Annotated in this window: 14 protein-coding genes; 7 read left to right on the forward strand and 7 right to left on the reverse strand. The window is 57.3% G+C overall.

Going from position 1 to position 15,920, the window contains the following annotated elements; genetic code table 11:
• Positions 1–22: 22 nt before the first annotated feature.
• From preA to BLU89_RS05255, 3 genes are all read right to left on the reverse strand, one after another.
• The gene (preA, locus tag BLU89_RS05245) at positions 23–1,327 is read right to left on the reverse strand and encodes an NAD-dependent dihydropyrimidine dehydrogenase subunit PreA (RefSeq protein ID WP_074736403.1); all 1,305 of its coding nucleotides are present in this window, start codon (positions 1,325–1,327) and stop codon (positions 23–25) included.
• A 70-nt stretch (positions 1,328–1,397) separates the two neighbouring features.
• Positions 1,398–2,732 (reverse strand): NAD(P)-dependent oxidoreductase, encoded by a 1,335-nt coding sequence (locus BLU89_RS05250; protein ID WP_074735023.1) that lies wholly within the window; start codon positions 2,730–2,732, stop codon positions 1,398–1,400.
• 160 nt (positions 2,733–2,892) lie between these two features.
• Complete coding sequence (locus tag BLU89_RS05255; protein ID WP_074735024.1) at positions 2,893–3,525, reverse strand: cupin domain-containing protein; 633 nt, start codon at positions 3,523–3,525, stop codon at positions 2,893–2,895.
• A gap of 152 nt (positions 3,526–3,677) precedes the next feature.
• Between BLU89_RS05255 and BLU89_RS05260 the strand changes: the two genes are divergently transcribed.
• The 3 genes from BLU89_RS05260 to BLU89_RS05270 all read left to right on the forward strand — a co-directional run bounded on the left by BLU89_RS05260 (position 3,678) and on the right by BLU89_RS05270 (position 6,753).
• A complete protein-coding gene (locus BLU89_RS05260) occupies positions 3,678–4,673 on the forward strand; it encodes a hypothetical protein (RefSeq protein ID WP_074735026.1) in 996 nt (331 codons plus the stop codon).
• Positions 4,674–4,745: 72 nt separating this feature from the next.
• Complete coding sequence (locus BLU89_RS05265; protein ID WP_074735027.1) at positions 4,746–6,038, forward strand: O-acetylhomoserine aminocarboxypropyltransferase/cysteine synthase family protein; 1,293 nt, start codon at positions 4,746–4,748, stop codon at positions 6,036–6,038.
• Positions 6,039–6,042: 4 nt separating this feature from the next.
• The gene (locus tag BLU89_RS05270; RefSeq protein ID WP_074735029.1) at positions 6,043–6,753 is read left to right on the forward strand and encodes a GNAT family N-acetyltransferase; all 711 of its coding nucleotides are present in this window, start codon (positions 6,043–6,045) and stop codon (positions 6,751–6,753) included.
• 1 nt (position 6,754) lies between these two features.
• On the opposite strand, the gene BLU89_RS05275 is transcribed toward BLU89_RS05270, so the two are convergent.
• Positions 6,755–7,450 carry an SIMPL domain-containing protein gene (locus BLU89_RS05275; RefSeq protein ID WP_074736405.1) on the reverse strand — a complete coding sequence of 232 codons (696 nt, stop codon included), beginning with the start codon at positions 7,448–7,450 and terminating at the stop codon, positions 6,755–6,757.
• A 164-nt stretch (positions 7,451–7,614) separates the two neighbouring features.
• Here BLU89_RS05275 and BLU89_RS05280 point away from each other — a divergent pair, with 164 nt between their 5' ends.
• Positions 7,615–9,516: a hypothetical protein gene (locus BLU89_RS05280; RefSeq protein WP_074735030.1), complete on the forward strand. Its 1,902-nt coding sequence runs from the start codon at positions 7,615–7,617 to the stop codon at positions 9,514–9,516.
• Between the two features lie 56 nt (positions 9,517–9,572).
• Here the strand turns inward: BLU89_RS05280 and hppD are convergent, their stop codons facing one another.
• Positions 9,573–10,670, reverse strand: coding sequence for a 4-hydroxyphenylpyruvate dioxygenase (gene hppD, locus BLU89_RS05285; RefSeq protein ID WP_074735032.1), 1,098 nt, complete (start codon positions 10,668–10,670; stop codon positions 9,573–9,575).
• Positions 10,671–10,817: 147 nt separating this feature from the next.
• Between hppD and BLU89_RS05290 the strand changes: the two genes are divergently transcribed.
• Both BLU89_RS05290 and BLU89_RS05295 read left to right on the forward strand, forming a co-directional pair.
• A complete protein-coding gene (locus BLU89_RS05290) occupies positions 10,818–11,273 on the forward strand; it encodes an Lrp/AsnC family transcriptional regulator (protein WP_074735033.1) in 456 nt (151 codons plus the stop codon).
• Positions 11,274–11,293: 20 nt separating this feature from the next.
• The gene (locus BLU89_RS05295; protein WP_074735035.1) at positions 11,294–13,177 is read left to right on the forward strand and encodes a monovalent cation:proton antiporter-2 (CPA2) family protein; all 1,884 of its coding nucleotides are present in this window, start codon (positions 11,294–11,296) and stop codon (positions 13,175–13,177) included.
• Between the two features lie 18 nt (positions 13,178–13,195).
• Here BLU89_RS05295 and cobT read toward each other — a convergent pair whose 3' ends face one another.
• Positions 13,196–14,206 carry a nicotinate-nucleotide--dimethylbenzimidazole phosphoribosyltransferase gene (gene cobT, locus BLU89_RS05300; protein WP_074735036.1) on the reverse strand — a complete coding sequence of 337 codons (1,011 nt, stop codon included), beginning with the start codon at positions 14,204–14,206 and terminating at the stop codon, positions 13,196–13,198.
• A gap of 79 nt (positions 14,207–14,285) precedes the next feature.
• Between cobT and cobS the strand changes: the two genes are divergently transcribed.
• A complete protein-coding gene (gene cobS, locus BLU89_RS05305; protein WP_074736406.1) occupies positions 14,286–15,050 on the forward strand; it encodes an adenosylcobinamide-GDP ribazoletransferase in 765 nt (254 codons plus the stop codon).
• Here cobS and BLU89_RS05310 read toward each other — a convergent pair.
• Positions 15,047–15,808 (reverse strand): potassium channel family protein, encoded by a 762-nt coding sequence (locus BLU89_RS05310; RefSeq protein WP_074735038.1) that lies wholly within the window; start codon positions 15,806–15,808, stop codon positions 15,047–15,049. The two genes, cobS and BLU89_RS05310, sit on opposite strands and share 4 nt — an antisense overlap.
• Positions 15,809–15,920: the final 112 nt, after the last annotated feature.

The following is a 15,920-nucleotide window of genomic DNA, read 5'->3' on the forward strand; positions in this document are numbered from 1 at the left end:
TTTTTCGACGAAAAACCTCTGCTTATTCAGCCGCCTTCGCCATGGGGTTGTTGGGATGTGTTGTCCAGTTGGCATATTCAGGATCAACAGCTTTGCCGGTGCGCGGATCAATCTCTCCGGCGGTCATGGGAACCATCGAGATACAGCTATCGACCGGACAAACATCAACGCAGAGGTTGCAGGCTACGCATTCTTCATCGATCACCTCGAATACCCGATCCGACGACATCGAAATCGCCTGATGACTAGTATCTTCACACGCCGCGTAACACCGACCACATTTGATACACTGATCCTGATCGATCTTGGCTTTGGCGATGTAGTTGAGGTTCAGGTATTGCCAATCAGTGACATTGGGCACCGCGCGTCCAATCACTTGATCAATGCTGGTATAGCCTTTCTCGTCCATCCATTCTGACAACCCAGCAGTCAGTTCGTCGATGATCTTGAACCCATATGTCATTGCGGCGGTGCAAACCTGAACGTTCCCGCAACCCAGCGAGATAAACTCGGCCGCATCGCGCCAAGTGGTCACCCCACCTATGCCCGAGATGGGTAAACCATGTGTGGCCTCAGCCCGCGCGATCTCGGAAACCATCGACAACGCGATTGGCTTCACTGCTGGTCCACAATACCCTCCGTGGCTGCCTTTGCCGTCGATTGAGGGCTCAGGGCTGAACGTATCCAGATCGACGCTGGTGATCGAGTTGATCGTATTGATCAGCGACACCGCATCCGCGCCACCATTCTTGGCCGCCGCCGCCGGTTTGCGAACATCGGTGATATTCGGTGTCAGCTTCACGATCACAGGGCGGTCGTAATACTGCTTGCACCAGCGGGTTACCATCTCGATATATTCCGGCACCTGACCCACCGCAGCGCCCATTCCACGCTCGCTCATCCCATGCGGGCAGCCAAAGTTCAGCTCAATCCCGTCAGCGTCGGTCTCGGCCACACGTGGCAGAATGGCTTTCCAGGCCGCTTCTTCGCAAGGTACCATGATCGAAGCAATCAGCGCGCGGTCAGGATAGTCGGCTTTGACCCGCGCCATTTCCTCGAGGTTGACCTCAAGTGGGCGGTCAGTGATCAGTTCGATATTGTTCAAGCCCAGCAAGCGACGATCCGCTCCGTAAATTGCACCATATCGCGGCCCGTTCACATTTACGACCGGAGGCCCCTCAGCCCCCAGCGTTTTCCAGACTACACCACCCCAGCCAGCCTCGAAGGCTCGGCGTACGTTGTATTCCTTGTCCGTTGGCGGCGCTGACGCCAGCCAATACGGATTCGGGCTTGAAATTCCTAGAAAGTTTGTCGTTAAATCAGCCATTTGTCCGGCCTCCCTGATGCAATCCTGCATCTTCATCTTTTCCTAAATACCCAGTTCTCAGCCTGAGCCATCACACCGAAAGGGTCGCGTGGATATCCATCGCCGCGTCGCGCCCTTCGGCAACAGCTGTCACGGTCAGGTCATCACCACCTGCGGCACAGTCCCCGCCGGCCCAAACCCCGTTCAACGACGTTCGCCCTGCTGCGCTGACCGCTATCTTGTTGCCATCCAGCTCCAGCCCCTCGGGTGCGCCTTCCAGTGTTTGACCAATCGCTTTCAGGACCTGATCGGCCGGGACGCGAACAGTGTCGCCCGCACCACTCAATTGCCCATCATGACTGGCAGTATACTCCAGTTCGATCTCTGCGGCTGCACCTTTTCCAAGAACGGCAACCGGCTGGACATTACACATGATCCGAACACCGTGCGAAGCCGCCAGATCTTGTTCGTACCGGCTGGCCCCCATCGCCTCGCGGTCCCGGCGATAGGCGATGGTGACATGTTCAGCGCCCAACAGCTTGGATTTCACAGCAGCATCCACCGCGGTCATGCCACCACCAATCACCACCACATTGCGACCAACCGGCAGATGCGAAAGGTCATCGGCCTGTCGCACATCCGAAATAAAATCTACCGCATGGCGCACACCATCCGTTTCGGCCCCCTGCGCGCGCAGCGCGTTTACGCCAGCCAGTCCGATCGAAAGAAACACCGCATCATAAGCCTCAAGCAATCCGTCAAGCGAGACCGTCTCACCCAGAACCGACCCTGTTTCAATCGAGATGCCACCAATTTTCAGCAGCCAGTCGACTTCGGCCTGCGCGAAGTTGTTGGTCGATTTGTAGGCAGCGATCCCATATTCGTTTAGACCGCCGGGCTTGGGCTTGGTTTCGTGGATAACCACATCATGGCCCAACATCGCCAAACGGTGGGCACAAGCCAACCCAGCTGGGCCCGCGCCGACAACGGCGACTGTCTTGCCCGTTAGCCCGGCACGTTCAAAGGGATGCTCTCCGCTTGTCATCACGTCATCGGTGGCAAAACGCTGCAAACGCCCAATCTCAACCGGCTTGCCTTCGGCAGCTTCGCGCACACAGGCCTCTTCGCACAATGTCTCGGTCGGGCACACGCGGGCACACATACCGCCCAGAATATTCTGTTCGAATATGGTCTGCCCAGCTGCCCGAGGTTGCCCCGCCTGAATCTGACGAATGAACAACGGAATATCGATATCCGTCGGACAGGCCGTCACACATGGCGCGTCATAGCAGAAATAACAGCGATCTGCGGCCACGGCTGCCTCATGCGGGGCCAGCGGCGGATGCAAATCGGTGAAATTCGAGGTCAGCTCATCGCTGGAAAGCCGCCCAGAGACGATCCCGGGTGCCATCTGGCCCTGTGCCATCACTCTACTCCCTGTAGATATATATGTTATGCGTTCCAGCTTGCCATATTCTGATTTTTTATCAATTGGTAAAATTTATTAATTGGTCAAAAAATGAAAAATCCGGGCAGATGGGCCCGGATTTCAGTGGAAACTGCGCATTTTTGCAGCAGGTTCTACGTCAGATCATACTGCCAAGGTGATCGGATTTGATCCAAATGCGGGCTCCGCCTTCACCAGCGACGGCAGTTAAGCTTGAGCCGGGCGGCAATCGCAGCCAGTCCCAGACGCCGAATTTCTCATCAGCCTCGGAAAAGTTGCCCTCGATCACAAAGACCTCAATCCCGTTGCTGGCGTCCAGTTCAATACGCTCACCCGCAGCCCAGCTTTGGACCTGAACATTCTCATGCGCATCCGTGAACAAATCGATATCCCCGCCGCCGTTGATCGAGCGGCGCACCTCGGTTCGGTCATCGGGGTCAAACTGGTGCAATTTGACGAGAATGGTCGCGCCCTCACTGGCCGAAGGAGTATGGGATGAAGTCGGAGGATTGCGCACATAGCTGCCCACCGGGAAATCTCCGGTTTCATCCTGAAATACGCCATCAAGCACCAAATATTCCTCGCCCCCTTCATGAGTATGCGCCGCAAAGGCGCTGCCGGGTGCGAAGCGTACAATCGTGGTGGCCCGCGCCACCTCGTTGCCTATGCGGTCCAGCATCTTGCGTTCGACCCCGGCAGCCGGGGTCGTGACCCATTCGGTCTGATCAAAGTGAACGGCGACCCGCTGGGTGAAATCTGCATTGACACGCATCTGCAATCCTCCTGCTTTGCTGTCACTTTAGATGGGTTTTGGAACCGGTTTTTCAAACTGCGGGTATTTCGGGTTTTGACGCCCTTCACAGCTTGTTGTAGTTCCGGTTCAGGCAGGTGCCTATTTCAGGCCCGATCAGGAAGTGCGACAATATGCAGGCAAGTCCGGCGACATTCAACATCCTCATCATCGGGCAAAACAACCGCCTACAATATGAGGCGCTTTTGTTCGCGGCCTCATTGCGCCACAGCGCCCCGCAGTTCAGCGGACGACTGTTTGTCGGCGTGCCGCAAAAAGGCCCGCTGTGGCCACAAGACCCAAGCATTCACGACGCCGATGTGCTACATGCCCTACAGCAGTTGGGCGCCGAGATACTGCCGTTCGAATGTAATACCTTTGGCGCAAACTACCCGATCGGAAACAAGATCGAAGCCTTGCTGGCCATGCCCGAGGGCGAACCCTTCGTCTTTTTCGACACCGACACGCTGATCACCGGCGAATTGGCTGATGTACCATTCGATTTCGAACGGCCCGGAGCCTCACTTCGGGTTGAAGGTACATGGCCCAAACCCACGCTCTATGGTCCCGGACATGAAGGTATCTGGCGCGCGCTCTATGATCGGTTTGGACTGGATTTCGAAAGCTCCCTCGATCCCGGTCAGCCGACGGGGTATTGGCGTCATTACCTGTACTTCAACGCCGGATACTTTTTCTACAAATGCCCCCGCCAATTCGGCGAGAGGTATCTGGACTATGCCCGCGCCATCCGGGACGAGGAAATTCCCGAACTGACCGGGCAGGTACTGAACCCCTGGCTGGATCAGGTGGCCCTGCCGTTGGTCATCCATTCCTTTGGCGGTGGCCGGGATGCTTTACCCAAAGGCCTGTTGGATGGATCTGTCAGCTGTCATTATCATCTGTTCCCCATGCTCTACGCACGCGAAAGCGATCATGTGGTCGAGGTGCTGGAAACCGTTGTAACCCCGAACAAAATCAAAAAGGTGCTCAAAGCGTATGAGCCGCTCAAAAAGCTGGTCATCCAGCGCAAGGGAGCAAAAATCCGGGCACTGTTTGACCGCGACAACCTGCCAGCGCGCGAGCAGGTCATTCGCAAAATGATCAAGTCCAAGGGCCTCTGGCTGCGGTGACGCGAACGTTGTGCGTGACGGATCAATGTCCTAGACAGTCTGCAACAATAGTTCCAACAGGAGATATCTAAGATGTCTGACGGCCCCACCTATGGTTTCGACACGCTGCAAATTCACGCCGGCGCTCGCCCCGACCCCGCCACAGGCGCACGCCAGACACCGATTTATCAGACTACCGCATATGTGTTCCGCGACGCCGATCACGCAGCCGCGTTGTTCAACCTGCAGGAGGTGGGATTTATCTATTCACGCCTGACCAACCCGACCGTCGCGGTGCTGCAGGAACGGGTCGCCACGCTAGAAGGCGGCGTTGGCGCGGTGTGCTGCTCGTCCGGTCACGCGGCGCAGATCATGGCGCTGTTCCCATTGATGGGGCCGGGCTGCAACGTGGTCGCCTCAACCCGGCTCTACGGCGGCACGGTCACGCAATTCAGTCAGACCATCAAACGCTTTGGCTGGTCGGCCAAGTTCGTCGACACCGATGATCTGGACGCCGTGAAGGACGCGATCGACGAAAACACCCGCGCGGTGTTCTGCGAATCCATTGCCAACCCCGGTGGCTATGTCACTGATATCCGCGCTCTGGCGGATGTGTCAGATGCGGCAGGTATTCCGCTCATCGTAGACAACACCTCGGCAACCCCATACCTGTGCCGTCCAATCGAGTACGGTGCGACTCTGGTCGTACATTCGACCACTAAATACCTGACCGGCAACGGAACCGTCACTGGCGGGTGCATCGTGGATTCAGGCAAGTTTGACTGGTCGGCGAATGGCAAGTTCCCGTCGCTCAGCGAACCCGAGCCCGCCTATCATGGCCTGAAGTTCCACGAAACCTTCGGCCCGCTGGCTTTCACCTTCCACGGCATCGCAATCGGCCTGCGCGATCTGGGCATGACGATGAACCCTCAGGCGGCGCACTACACGCTGATGGGGATCGAAACCCTGTCCTTGAGGATGGAACGCCACGTTGAGAATGCGCAAAAGATTGCGGCATGGCTGGAAGCGGATGATCGCGTGGATTATGTGACCTATGCTGGCCTGCCCTCTTCGCCCTATAGCGACAGGGTGAAAAAGCACTACCCGCGCGGGGCCGGTGCCTTGTTCACCTTCGCGGTCAAGGGCGGCTATGACGCCTGCATCAAGCTGGTTAACGCGCTCGAAATATTTAGCCATGTGGCCAATCTGGGCGATGCACGGTCGCTGATCATTCACTCGGCCTCGACTACGCACCGGCAACTGACCCCCGAGCAACAAGAGGCCGCAGGGGCCGGACCCGGTGTCGTACGTGTCTCAATCGGGATCGAGGATGCGGACGACCTGATCGCCGATCTGGATCAGGCCCTGTCCAAAGCCAACATCTGATCTGATGGCAGAACACGATACAAACCAACTGGGTCAGCCAATTGGCCTTCCAGTTAGGGGCGAGTTTCCTCGCCCTACCCCGCCCTATACGCCGATGCAGGGCCGGTTCTGCTCGGTCGTGCCGCTTGATGTTAACCGCCATGCGCCCGGATTGTACCGGGCGTTTGCCAATGACACCGACGGCCACAACTGGACTTACCTGCCCTACGGCCCTTTCGGGTCCGAGGCCGATTTCACCGCTTGGGCGCAGGCCAATTGCATGGATGCCGATCCGATGTTTCATACCGTGCTTGACGCGGATGAAATCCCGGTCGGAATGGCCTCCTACCTGCGGGTCGAACCAGCGGCGGGTGCAATCGAAGTGGGGCATATCCATTTCTCGCCCCTGCTCCAGCGCAAGCCGCAATCGACCGAGGTCATGTACCTGATGATGCGCCGCGTGTTCGACGAATTGGGCTATCGCCGCTATGAATGGAAATGTGATGCGCTGAATGCGCCTTCACGGCAGGCTGCTGAGCGTTTGGGCTTTACGTTCGAAGGCATATTCCGGCAGGCGACGCATTATAAAGGGCGCAACCGGGATACGGCTTGGTTCTCGATTATCGACAGCGAATGGCCGCGTATTCGGGCCGCGTTCGAGAACTGGCTCGCGCCGGGAAATTTCGATGCAGCGGGCCAGCAGCGCCAATCGTTGCAAGCCCGCGTGGGATCATAGCTTAATCCGAGATTTCGAACTCCATCGCGATATTGACGGATACGGAAATCTCTCCACCAGCGACCGGAACGCCACCGGCATCCGACATCGCCATCTCGCGCATCTGGGCCATCGGACGGACGCCGCCACCATGATCGTTGATCGATATCACAGGGCCCAAGGTAACCCCGGACGCCTGCGCCAGTTGCTGTGCCTTTTCGGTCGCGTCGGCCACGGCCTTGGCACGTGCCTCCGCCTCAAGCGGCTTGGGTTCCTGCACGCCAAAACTCAGGCCGCCGAAATCATTGGCGCCATCCTTGATGACCGCATCCATGATTTGCCCGAGGTTACCCAAATCCCGCACCCGGACCGAAACCCGATTCGAGGCCGTAAAGCCGGTAATCTTCGGCGCTTCGCTGCTCGAGATATTGCGTCCGGACCAAACCGGGGACAGCGACAGATCACGGGTTTGCACATCACGTGCTTCCAAACCCATCTCATCCAGTCGCTTCAGAATTTGCGTCACCGCATCCGAGGTCGCCTGCATCGCCGCCGAGGCCTGCGCGTCCTGATTGGTCACACCAAGCGTTATCGTTGCCATATCAGGCGCTGCCAGCGCCGTCCCGGTCCCACTGACGGTGATGCGACGTTCTTCCGCATGGGCAGGCAACGCCGCGACTGCTGCCGTCATGGCAGCCAGAAAAGCAAGTGTCTTCAAGGTGATCCCTCCTGTTTGCTTGGACACAAGATGGGTTGTTGCCACCACACACGGCAAGGGGGAAACGTGCCTTTTTCTTTCCCTCGGCGGGTTCCTGCTCTAATCTCGCTGGGCAGACATCAGAGCGTTTGCATCAAACCTGACAATTATGGTTCATCCGGATTATGAAACCCGCCTTTGCGCTGTCATTTTCTGAAAACGGCATTTCCTTGCATCACCAGTCGGATGGAGACTGGTACTGCATTGGAACCGTTCCTCTGGATGCGCCGGATTTCGCAGACCAGATGCAGGCCCTTCGGGATCAGGGATTCGCGCTGGAAAATGATCTGAGCTGCAAGCTTGTCATCCCCCCGGATCAGGTGCGCCTGTTGACGATCGACACCGACGGGATGGATTTGGACGCAGTAGAACAGACAGTACGAACCACGCTGGATTCGGCCACGCCTTATGACCTGTCCGAGCTGACCTATGTCGCGGTTCCCGATGGACCGAATACGCATGTCGCCGCCATCGCAAAACGGACAATGGATGAAGCACACTCATTCGCCATTGAACACGGTTTCATCCCCGAGGCGTTCTGGGTCAGCGCAACCGGTGACGACGCCTTGAATGGCCCGGTTCACGAGCTGCCCACGTCCGAGCCGGACACAATACCGGTCATGGATACCCCCGCACCGATGACAGAAGCGCCGAAAGAGGCGCCAGATGAATCACCGGATGTGCCGGTTCATGCCATTGCAGAAGCGGCTGATCCTGCTGCATTCCGACCCGTTCAAAGCGCTGCGCCATCAACTGTTTCGGCCGAAGTGGACGTAAAACGATATGTCATTCCGGCAGTTGCAGCCTCTGTCCTTTTGGGCATGGTAGTTGGTCTCTGGTCCCTGAACCGTGATGCGCCAACGATCGAGACGCCCGAGCCACAGGTCACCGAAGCACCCGAACCCGAGCCCCAACCCGAGGTCGCAACAACGATTGAGCCCAACGCGCCCAAGATTGCTGATACGACGGCTGTCACTCCCTCTGATGATGAACCAGAGCTGTCAGCAACGGATGCCGCGATTCTAGAAGCCTTGAAAGTCGCACCGGAACCGGTTGAAGAGATAGCTGATTTGCCGGATTCCAAAACGGCGTTTCGGGAATTCACCGGGACCGCTCCTATCGAACCAAACGGGTTGACCGAACCGCCAAAGCAACAGGACACCGACATCTATTTGACCTCGGTCGATCGTGCTGATCTTTCAACCGACACCATCGCGCTGCCTTCGGTCGACAGCCTCAATACCGACGAGCCATTCGAGACGACCGCCCTGCCAGGTGCTGCGGGGCAGAGATTTGAACTGGATGAGCGCGGACTGGTGACACCCAGCGCCGAGGGCACGCTGAACCCGGCTGGTGTCATGGTGTATCTGGGGCGTCCGTCCTCGGTGCCTCCTGAACCGCCAACGCGGTTCGAGACTGAACCCGTAGTGGAACAGATCGACGACCGGCTGGCGGGCCGGCGCCCGCGCCCACGTCCTGACAACCTTGTCGACCTGTTTGAACGGCAGCAATTGGGCGGCCGCTCACGGGAAGAGCTCGCATCTGTTCGGCCCAAGTTGCGGCCCGAAAGCCTGCAGACCAAACCGCAGGTTGACGAAACGCCAACCGCTCTGGCTGTTGTTCGCGTACCACGACCCAAAGCGCGCCCTGCAAATATCGCCGCATTGGTTGCAAAGAAACCCGATGCGGGAAGTGCTCCGCTTGGGTCAACCGCAAATGTGGCCACCAAAGCTGACGAGGCCGGATCGTTCCAGCCGAAAGCGGTGAAGCCGAAGATACCGACAACCGCCTCGGTTGCGCGTCAGGCGACCATCGACAATGCGATCAACCTGCGTAAGCTCAACCTGATCGGCGTTTACGGCACGCCGGCCAATCGCCGCGCGTTGGTGCGCCTGCCCAGCGGCCGCTATAAGAAGCTGAAAGTGGGGGACCGCATCGACGGTGGAAACGTCATCGCCATCGGCGACAGCGAGTTACGTTATCAGAAACGCGGCAAGAACATCACGCTCAAAATGCCGCGCGGATAGAGTCAGAGCGCCCTGTTCAGTGAACCGGGCGCTCTGGTGTTTGCATTGATCTGCGATCAGGCAGCCGATATCTCGCCCGATTCAATCTGCTCGCGTTCAATCGATTCAAACAGGGCTTTGAAATTACCTTCACCAAACCCGTCATCGCCCTTGCGTTGAATGAACTCAAAAAAGATCGGCCCAATAACGGTTTTTGAGAAAATCTGCAGCAGGATCTTAGTCTCGCCCCCATCCACGACGCCTTCACCGTCGATAAGGATACCGTGTTTCATCATCCGGTCTTTAGGTTCATCATGGCCGGTCACGCGGTCATAGGACATGTCGTAATACGCCTCGTTCGGGCCCGGCATGAACTTCAGCCCTTTCTGGGCAATCGCATCGGTCGAGCTATAGATGTCGTCGCTGCCGACCGCGATATGCTGGATGCCCTCGCCTTTGTACTTCTTCAGGTAAGATACGATCTGCCCTGTCTCGCCGCGATCTTCGTTGATCGGGATTCGGATACGACCGCAGGGAGAAGTCAGCGCCCGGCTGAATAGGCCGGTATGCTTACCCTGAATGTCGAAAAAGCGGATTTCGCGGAAGTTGAACAGATCGCAATAGAACTTGAACCATTTGTCCATATTGCCCTTGAATACGTTATGGGTCAGGTGGTCGAGGTAATAGAACCCGTCACCGCGCGGTTTAGACTGCTTCAGCCACTCGAACTCTTCGTTGTAGGGAGAGGTGTCGTAATACTGATCGATGAAATACAACAATGAGCCACCGATGCCCTTGATGGCCGGGGCATTCATTGTCTTGTCGGCGCCATTATAGGGCTCGGCCCCTTTGGCAATTGCGTGTTCATAGGCCTTTTGCGCATCCACGACGCGCCAGCCCATCGACGGGGCGCAGGGGCCATGCTCGGCCACAAATTTGGCTGCAAAACTGTCGGGGTCTGCATTCAGGATGTATGTGACATCGCCTTGCTGCCACAGCTCGACCTTGGGCGTATCGCGATGATAGCCGACATATTCGAACCCCATTCGCGCAAACAGATCGCGCAGTTCCTGCGGTTCGGGATGGGCGAATTCGACAAATTCGAACCCATCGGTTCCGGCAGGGTTTTCATCACTGATCACAGATTTCGGGGCGTTATGTGGGAAAGGACCCATGGCGCGTCTCCTCGGAAAACAGGAATTTCTTTGCTGATTCAAAAATACGCCTTAATCAGCGCTGTTTCTGCGCGTTGTTTTCCTATAAACTTATCTTAAGTGCGGAGATGCCGCACGTACCGGACAAAAATTGGAGAATCTCCGCACATGCTGGATGCAACAGACACACGGCTGTTGTCAGCTTTGCAGAAAGACGCTCATCTGACGGCACACCAGTTGGGCGAGATGCTGAACTTGTCGGCCAGTCAGGCGGGTCGTCGCCGACAAAGGCTTGAGGCCGAGGGTTATATCACAGGATACACTGCCCGACTGGACCCATTGAAACTGGGTCTGCAGGTGCAAGGCTTTATTCAGGTGCATCTGGGCACCCATGGCCCCGAACAATCCGCAAGCTTTGCCCGCATGGTCAATACCCGACCTGAGATTACCAGCGCCTGGACAATGACCGGAGAGGCAGATTACCTGCTTCATGTCTATTGTGACGACTTATCCGCACTCAACAGCTTGCTTCATGAAGTGATCCTGCCGCATCCTGCTGTTGCACGGGTGCAAAGCCAGATCGTGATGGACCAACTAAAGCGCGATGCGCCGCTCCCGACCTGAGCGCACGAGAGAGAGCATTCATGAACGAGTTCCTTTATCAGGCTTCGATCTATTTGGCAGCTGCGGTGATTGCGGTCCCGTTATCCGCGCGTCTGGGGTTGGGATCGGTGCTGGGATATCTGGCCGCCGGAATTGCGATCGGGCCAGTTCTGGGCCTTGTCGGCGCCGAAACAGAAAGCCTGCAGCACGTCGCCGAATTTGGCGTCGTCATGATGCTGTTCCTGATCGGGCTTGAACTGGAACCCCGCGCCTTGTGGGACATGCGCGACAAATTGCTGGGCCTTGGGGGGCTGCAGGTTGGCCTGTCCACCGTCGCAATCGCGGCAGTGGCGTTTTATACGGGGCAACCCTGGTCGGTATCTCTGGCCGTGGGATTAACACTGTCACTGTCTTCTACAGCGATCGTGTTGCAAACCCTATCCGAAAAAGGGCTGATGCAAACCAATGGCGGCAGGGCAACCTTTTCTGTTCTGCTGACGCAGGACATCGCCGTCATCCCAATCCTGGCTTTCCTTCCGCTTCTGGCTTTGCCGGCAAGCATCCACATCGAAGATGACGGTTCAATCCAGCGGGCCTCTGACGCCGCCCATGGCGCAGACCACCATGCCGCGCTGTCGCTGGTCGAAGGGCTGCCAGGCTGGGCCGTCACCCTGGTCACGATCGGAGCAGTCGCCTTTGTCGTGCTGGCGGGCATCTACCTGACCCGCCCCCTGTTTCGCTTTATCCACGCCACCCGCCTGCGCGAGATGTATACGGCGCTGGCACTTATGATCGTTGTTGGCATCTCATTCCTGATGACGCTGGTGGGGCTGTCCCCGGCCCTTGGCGCGTTTCTGGCCGGTGTCGTTCTGGCAAGCTCGGAATTCCGGCACGAGATGGAAAGCGACCTTGAGCCCTTCAAGGGGTTGCTGCTGGGTCTCTTCTTCATCACCGTCGGCGCCGGGATAGATGTGGGGTACTTCTTCGCCGATCCGTTTGACCTGATCGGTCTGGCCCTGCTGGTGATCCTGGCCAAGGGGATCATATTGTTCATCGTCGGGCGGGCATTCAATCTGCGCGGGCGCGATCACTGGCTGTTTACGCTGGGGCTGGCTCAGGCCGGTGAGTTCGGATTTGTGCTGCTGGCATTCTCAACGCAGCAGAATGTGATCCCTCCGGGCCTGTCACAGAAACTGCTGATGATCATTGCCTTGACCATGTTGATCACACCGCTTCTGTTTATTCTCTACGATCTACTTTCCCGCTTTGCCAGAGACAGCAAACCGCAGATCGAACCGGACCAGATCGATGAAAGAGGCCCGGTCATCATCGCAGGAATTGGTCGCTTTGGTCAGATCGTCAATCGGTTGGTACAGGCCAGTGGCTTCAAAACCGTGGTTCTGGATCATGACATCGAAACCATCCAGTTGATGCGGCGGTTCGGTGTCAAAGGGTTCCTGGGCGATCCGACCCGTCCCGAGTTGCTGCGCGCTGCTGGAATTGAAAAAGCCACCGTTCTGGTCGTGGCGATGGATGATTACAAACAAGTCACCCGTCTGGTCGGATATGCCCGGCGCCAGCGGCCTGACCTGCATATCATCGCGCGCGCCAGAGACCGCAATCATGTCTACGAGCTGTACCAGGCTGGTGCGAATGACATCATACGAGAGATGTTCGATGCATCGCTGCGTGCGGGTCGCTATGTTCTGGAGAACATCGGTCTCAGCGAATACGAGGCTGCGCAGGCCGAGCAGACCTTCTACCACCACGATCGGGCATCCGTACGCGAATTGGCCGAGCTGTGGATACCGGGTATGCCGACAGCCGAAAACAAAAAATATATCGAGCGAGCGCGGAAACTGCAGAAAGATCTTGAAACTGCGCTGCTGGAACTGGCAGAGGAACACGCAAAGAAATCAGCCTGATCCCTTTGCGCGCAAAGCTCAACCGTCCGAAACACCCGCCTCGGCAAAGGTCGCCATACCGGAGTGGCAGGTCACGGCGCTTTTCAGGATGTTGATCGCCAGCGTCCCGCCAGAGCCCTCGCCCAGACGTAAGTCGAGACTCAGCAAGGGTTCCTTGCCCAGCTGTCGCAGCATCGCCGGATGCGCGCCTTCGGCACTTTGGTGGCCTGCGATGGTGTGGTCGAGCGCGGTGCCCGAAAGCTGCGCCAGGCAGGCTGCTGCAGCGGTACAGATGAATCCGTCAAGAATGACCGGGATACGCAAAATGCGCGCGGCTGCAATCGCCCCCGCCATGGCTGCAATTTCGCGCCCGCCGAGGCAGCGCAAGACGTGTATCCCATCGCCTGAACCATGCAGGGCAACCCCTTCGGCAACCACACGGGTTTTGTTGGCAAGCCCTGCATCATCCACGCCGGTGCCGCGCCCGGTCCAGTCGGCGGCGTCCCCGCCGAACAACGCGCAGGCGATGGCGGCTGCCGGGGTGGTGTTGCCGATGCCCATCTCTCCCACAACCAGCAGATCGGCCTGCGGATCGACCGCTTGCCAGCCCGTGCGAAGAGCGTTCAGCAAGTCCTCTTCGCTCATCGCCGCGGCTTGAGTAAAATCGGCAGTTGGCCGATCCAGTTCCAGCGCGTGCACGTCCATCTTCGCACCCGCTGCTTGGGCCAGTTGGTTGATCGCCGCGCCGCCATGCTCGAAATTCATGACCATCTGCACGGTTACTTCGGGCGGGAAAGCCGAAACACCTTGCGCCGTTACCCCATGGTTACCAGCGAACACAATGACCTGAGGCGCAGTGATCTGAGGCCGCGCGTCCCCACGCCAACCTGCGTACCAAATCGCCAGATCCTCAAGCCGCCCCAGCGCTCCGGGTGGTTTGGTCAACTGGCCATTACGCTCTTCAGCACCTTTTAGCGCAGACAGGTCTGGTCCGGGTGCATCGCTCAGCGCATTGCGGAAACTGTTCAGGTCGGTGAGTTCGGGCAGCATTGAAAGCCTCGTTGCATCAGAGTGGTCCTGCGTGTTTAACCAAACTTGGCAAAGCAACAAGACCTTGAAAGGCCTGGGAGTGACCAAAAACGACACCGCCCCATTTTCCGTGTGGGATATTCCGCTAGCTCTGGTCTTGCTGACCCGATTGCCCTTGCCGCGCTTGCCAGAAGAGACGTTTACCCGCCAGTCGCGCGCCGCTTGGGCGTTTCCGCTGGCAGGACTGATCGTTGGTGCCCTCGCGTGTGGTACCGCATGGATCGCTATCTGGGCGCAGTTGCCCGCCTTTGCGATTGCGAGCCTGATTGTTGTCATGCTGATCGCAACCACGGGTGCCATGCACGAAGACGGGTTGGCTGATACGTTTGACGGTCTTTGGGGAGGGTTCACGGCAGAACGGCGGCTCGAGATCATGAAAGACAGCCATATCGGTACCTACGGTGTGCTTGCTTTGCTGCTATCTCAGCTTCTGCGAGTCACTGCCATAGCAGCCCTTGTTGGTGCTGAGATGATGACAGGTGTGCTGGCTGCATGTGTGTTTTCCCGGTCTCTTATGCCCGCTTTGATGACCTTGCTCAAAAATGCCCGGCACTCGGGGCTTAGCCATTCGGTCGGCGCGCCGCCGATATCTGCCGTTTTGGCTGGGTTGGTATTGGCGGCCCTATTAGCCTTGGGTTTATTGGGGTCTCTCGCGTTGGCCCCAATGCTTTTTGCGATGATCTCCTGTTTGATTGTGGCCAAGATCGCAAAAGCCAAGATCGGAGGTCAAACTGGCGACATTCTGGGGGCCACGCAGCAAGTATCTGAGATCGTATTTTTGCTGACGCTGATAACTCTGATCTAACTGGCGCCACCCGTCTCGATCCGCAATGTTGCACCACAGTGTTTGCAATGCACAGCATCCGGATCGTGGCGAAACAGACCGCAGCTGGAGCATTTGTAACGCACTTTCTGCGGCATGAAGATCGCTTGTGCCAACCGCACAAACAGCGCCACTCCAACGACCATAATGAAAACCGAAAACAGCTTTCCGCCTGGCGTTGTCAGAGTGATGTCGCCAAACCCGGTGGTCGTCAGAGTCGCCATCGTGAAATATAATGCGTCGATATAGGGCGTCTGAGTGTCCTCGGGCATAAAGAACACAAGCACAGCGGTTGAGGTCGCAAAGACAAAGACCAACAGGTTGATCGCGGCAATCACTGCGTCTTCATGCGTGCGAAAAAACCTGCTGTCCCGCCGCAAATCTCTTAGCAGGTGGTACGAGTGGATCAGACGTAAGGCGCGCAGAATGCGCAGAAAAGCAAAGTTGCCGGTCAGGAACGGATCGAGGAAAAGTGACACGATAACAACGATGTCTGCCAGCGTGTAAGTCTGGCGCAATAGCTTCCAACGATCTTTCGATATCCAAAGCCGGGCCGAAAAATCCATAAGAATGAGCACACCGACACCAATACTGGCTGCGGTGATTCCCGGGCCATGGGGGATATGCGCGGTTGCAACAAAGAAGACGATGGTCACGATGTCGAACAGGATCAGGCCATACCGAAACCAGACCGAAATCGGATCGTGGCTGATGTATAAGAACTTTACAGCCTGCTTCATCCTGATTTCACATCCCCTTATTAATGAATAAGAAATACCCCTAAACTGTTGCCGCACCAAGTGTTGGCTCACGAAAAAAGCCGCCCCGGCAACGGAGCGGCTTTAGAATTGG

This window comes from Ruegeria halocynthiae (genome assembly GCF_900106805.1).
Classification (GTDB): Bacteria; Pseudomonadota; Alphaproteobacteria; order Rhodobacterales; family Rhodobacteraceae; genus Ruegeria; species Ruegeria halocynthiae.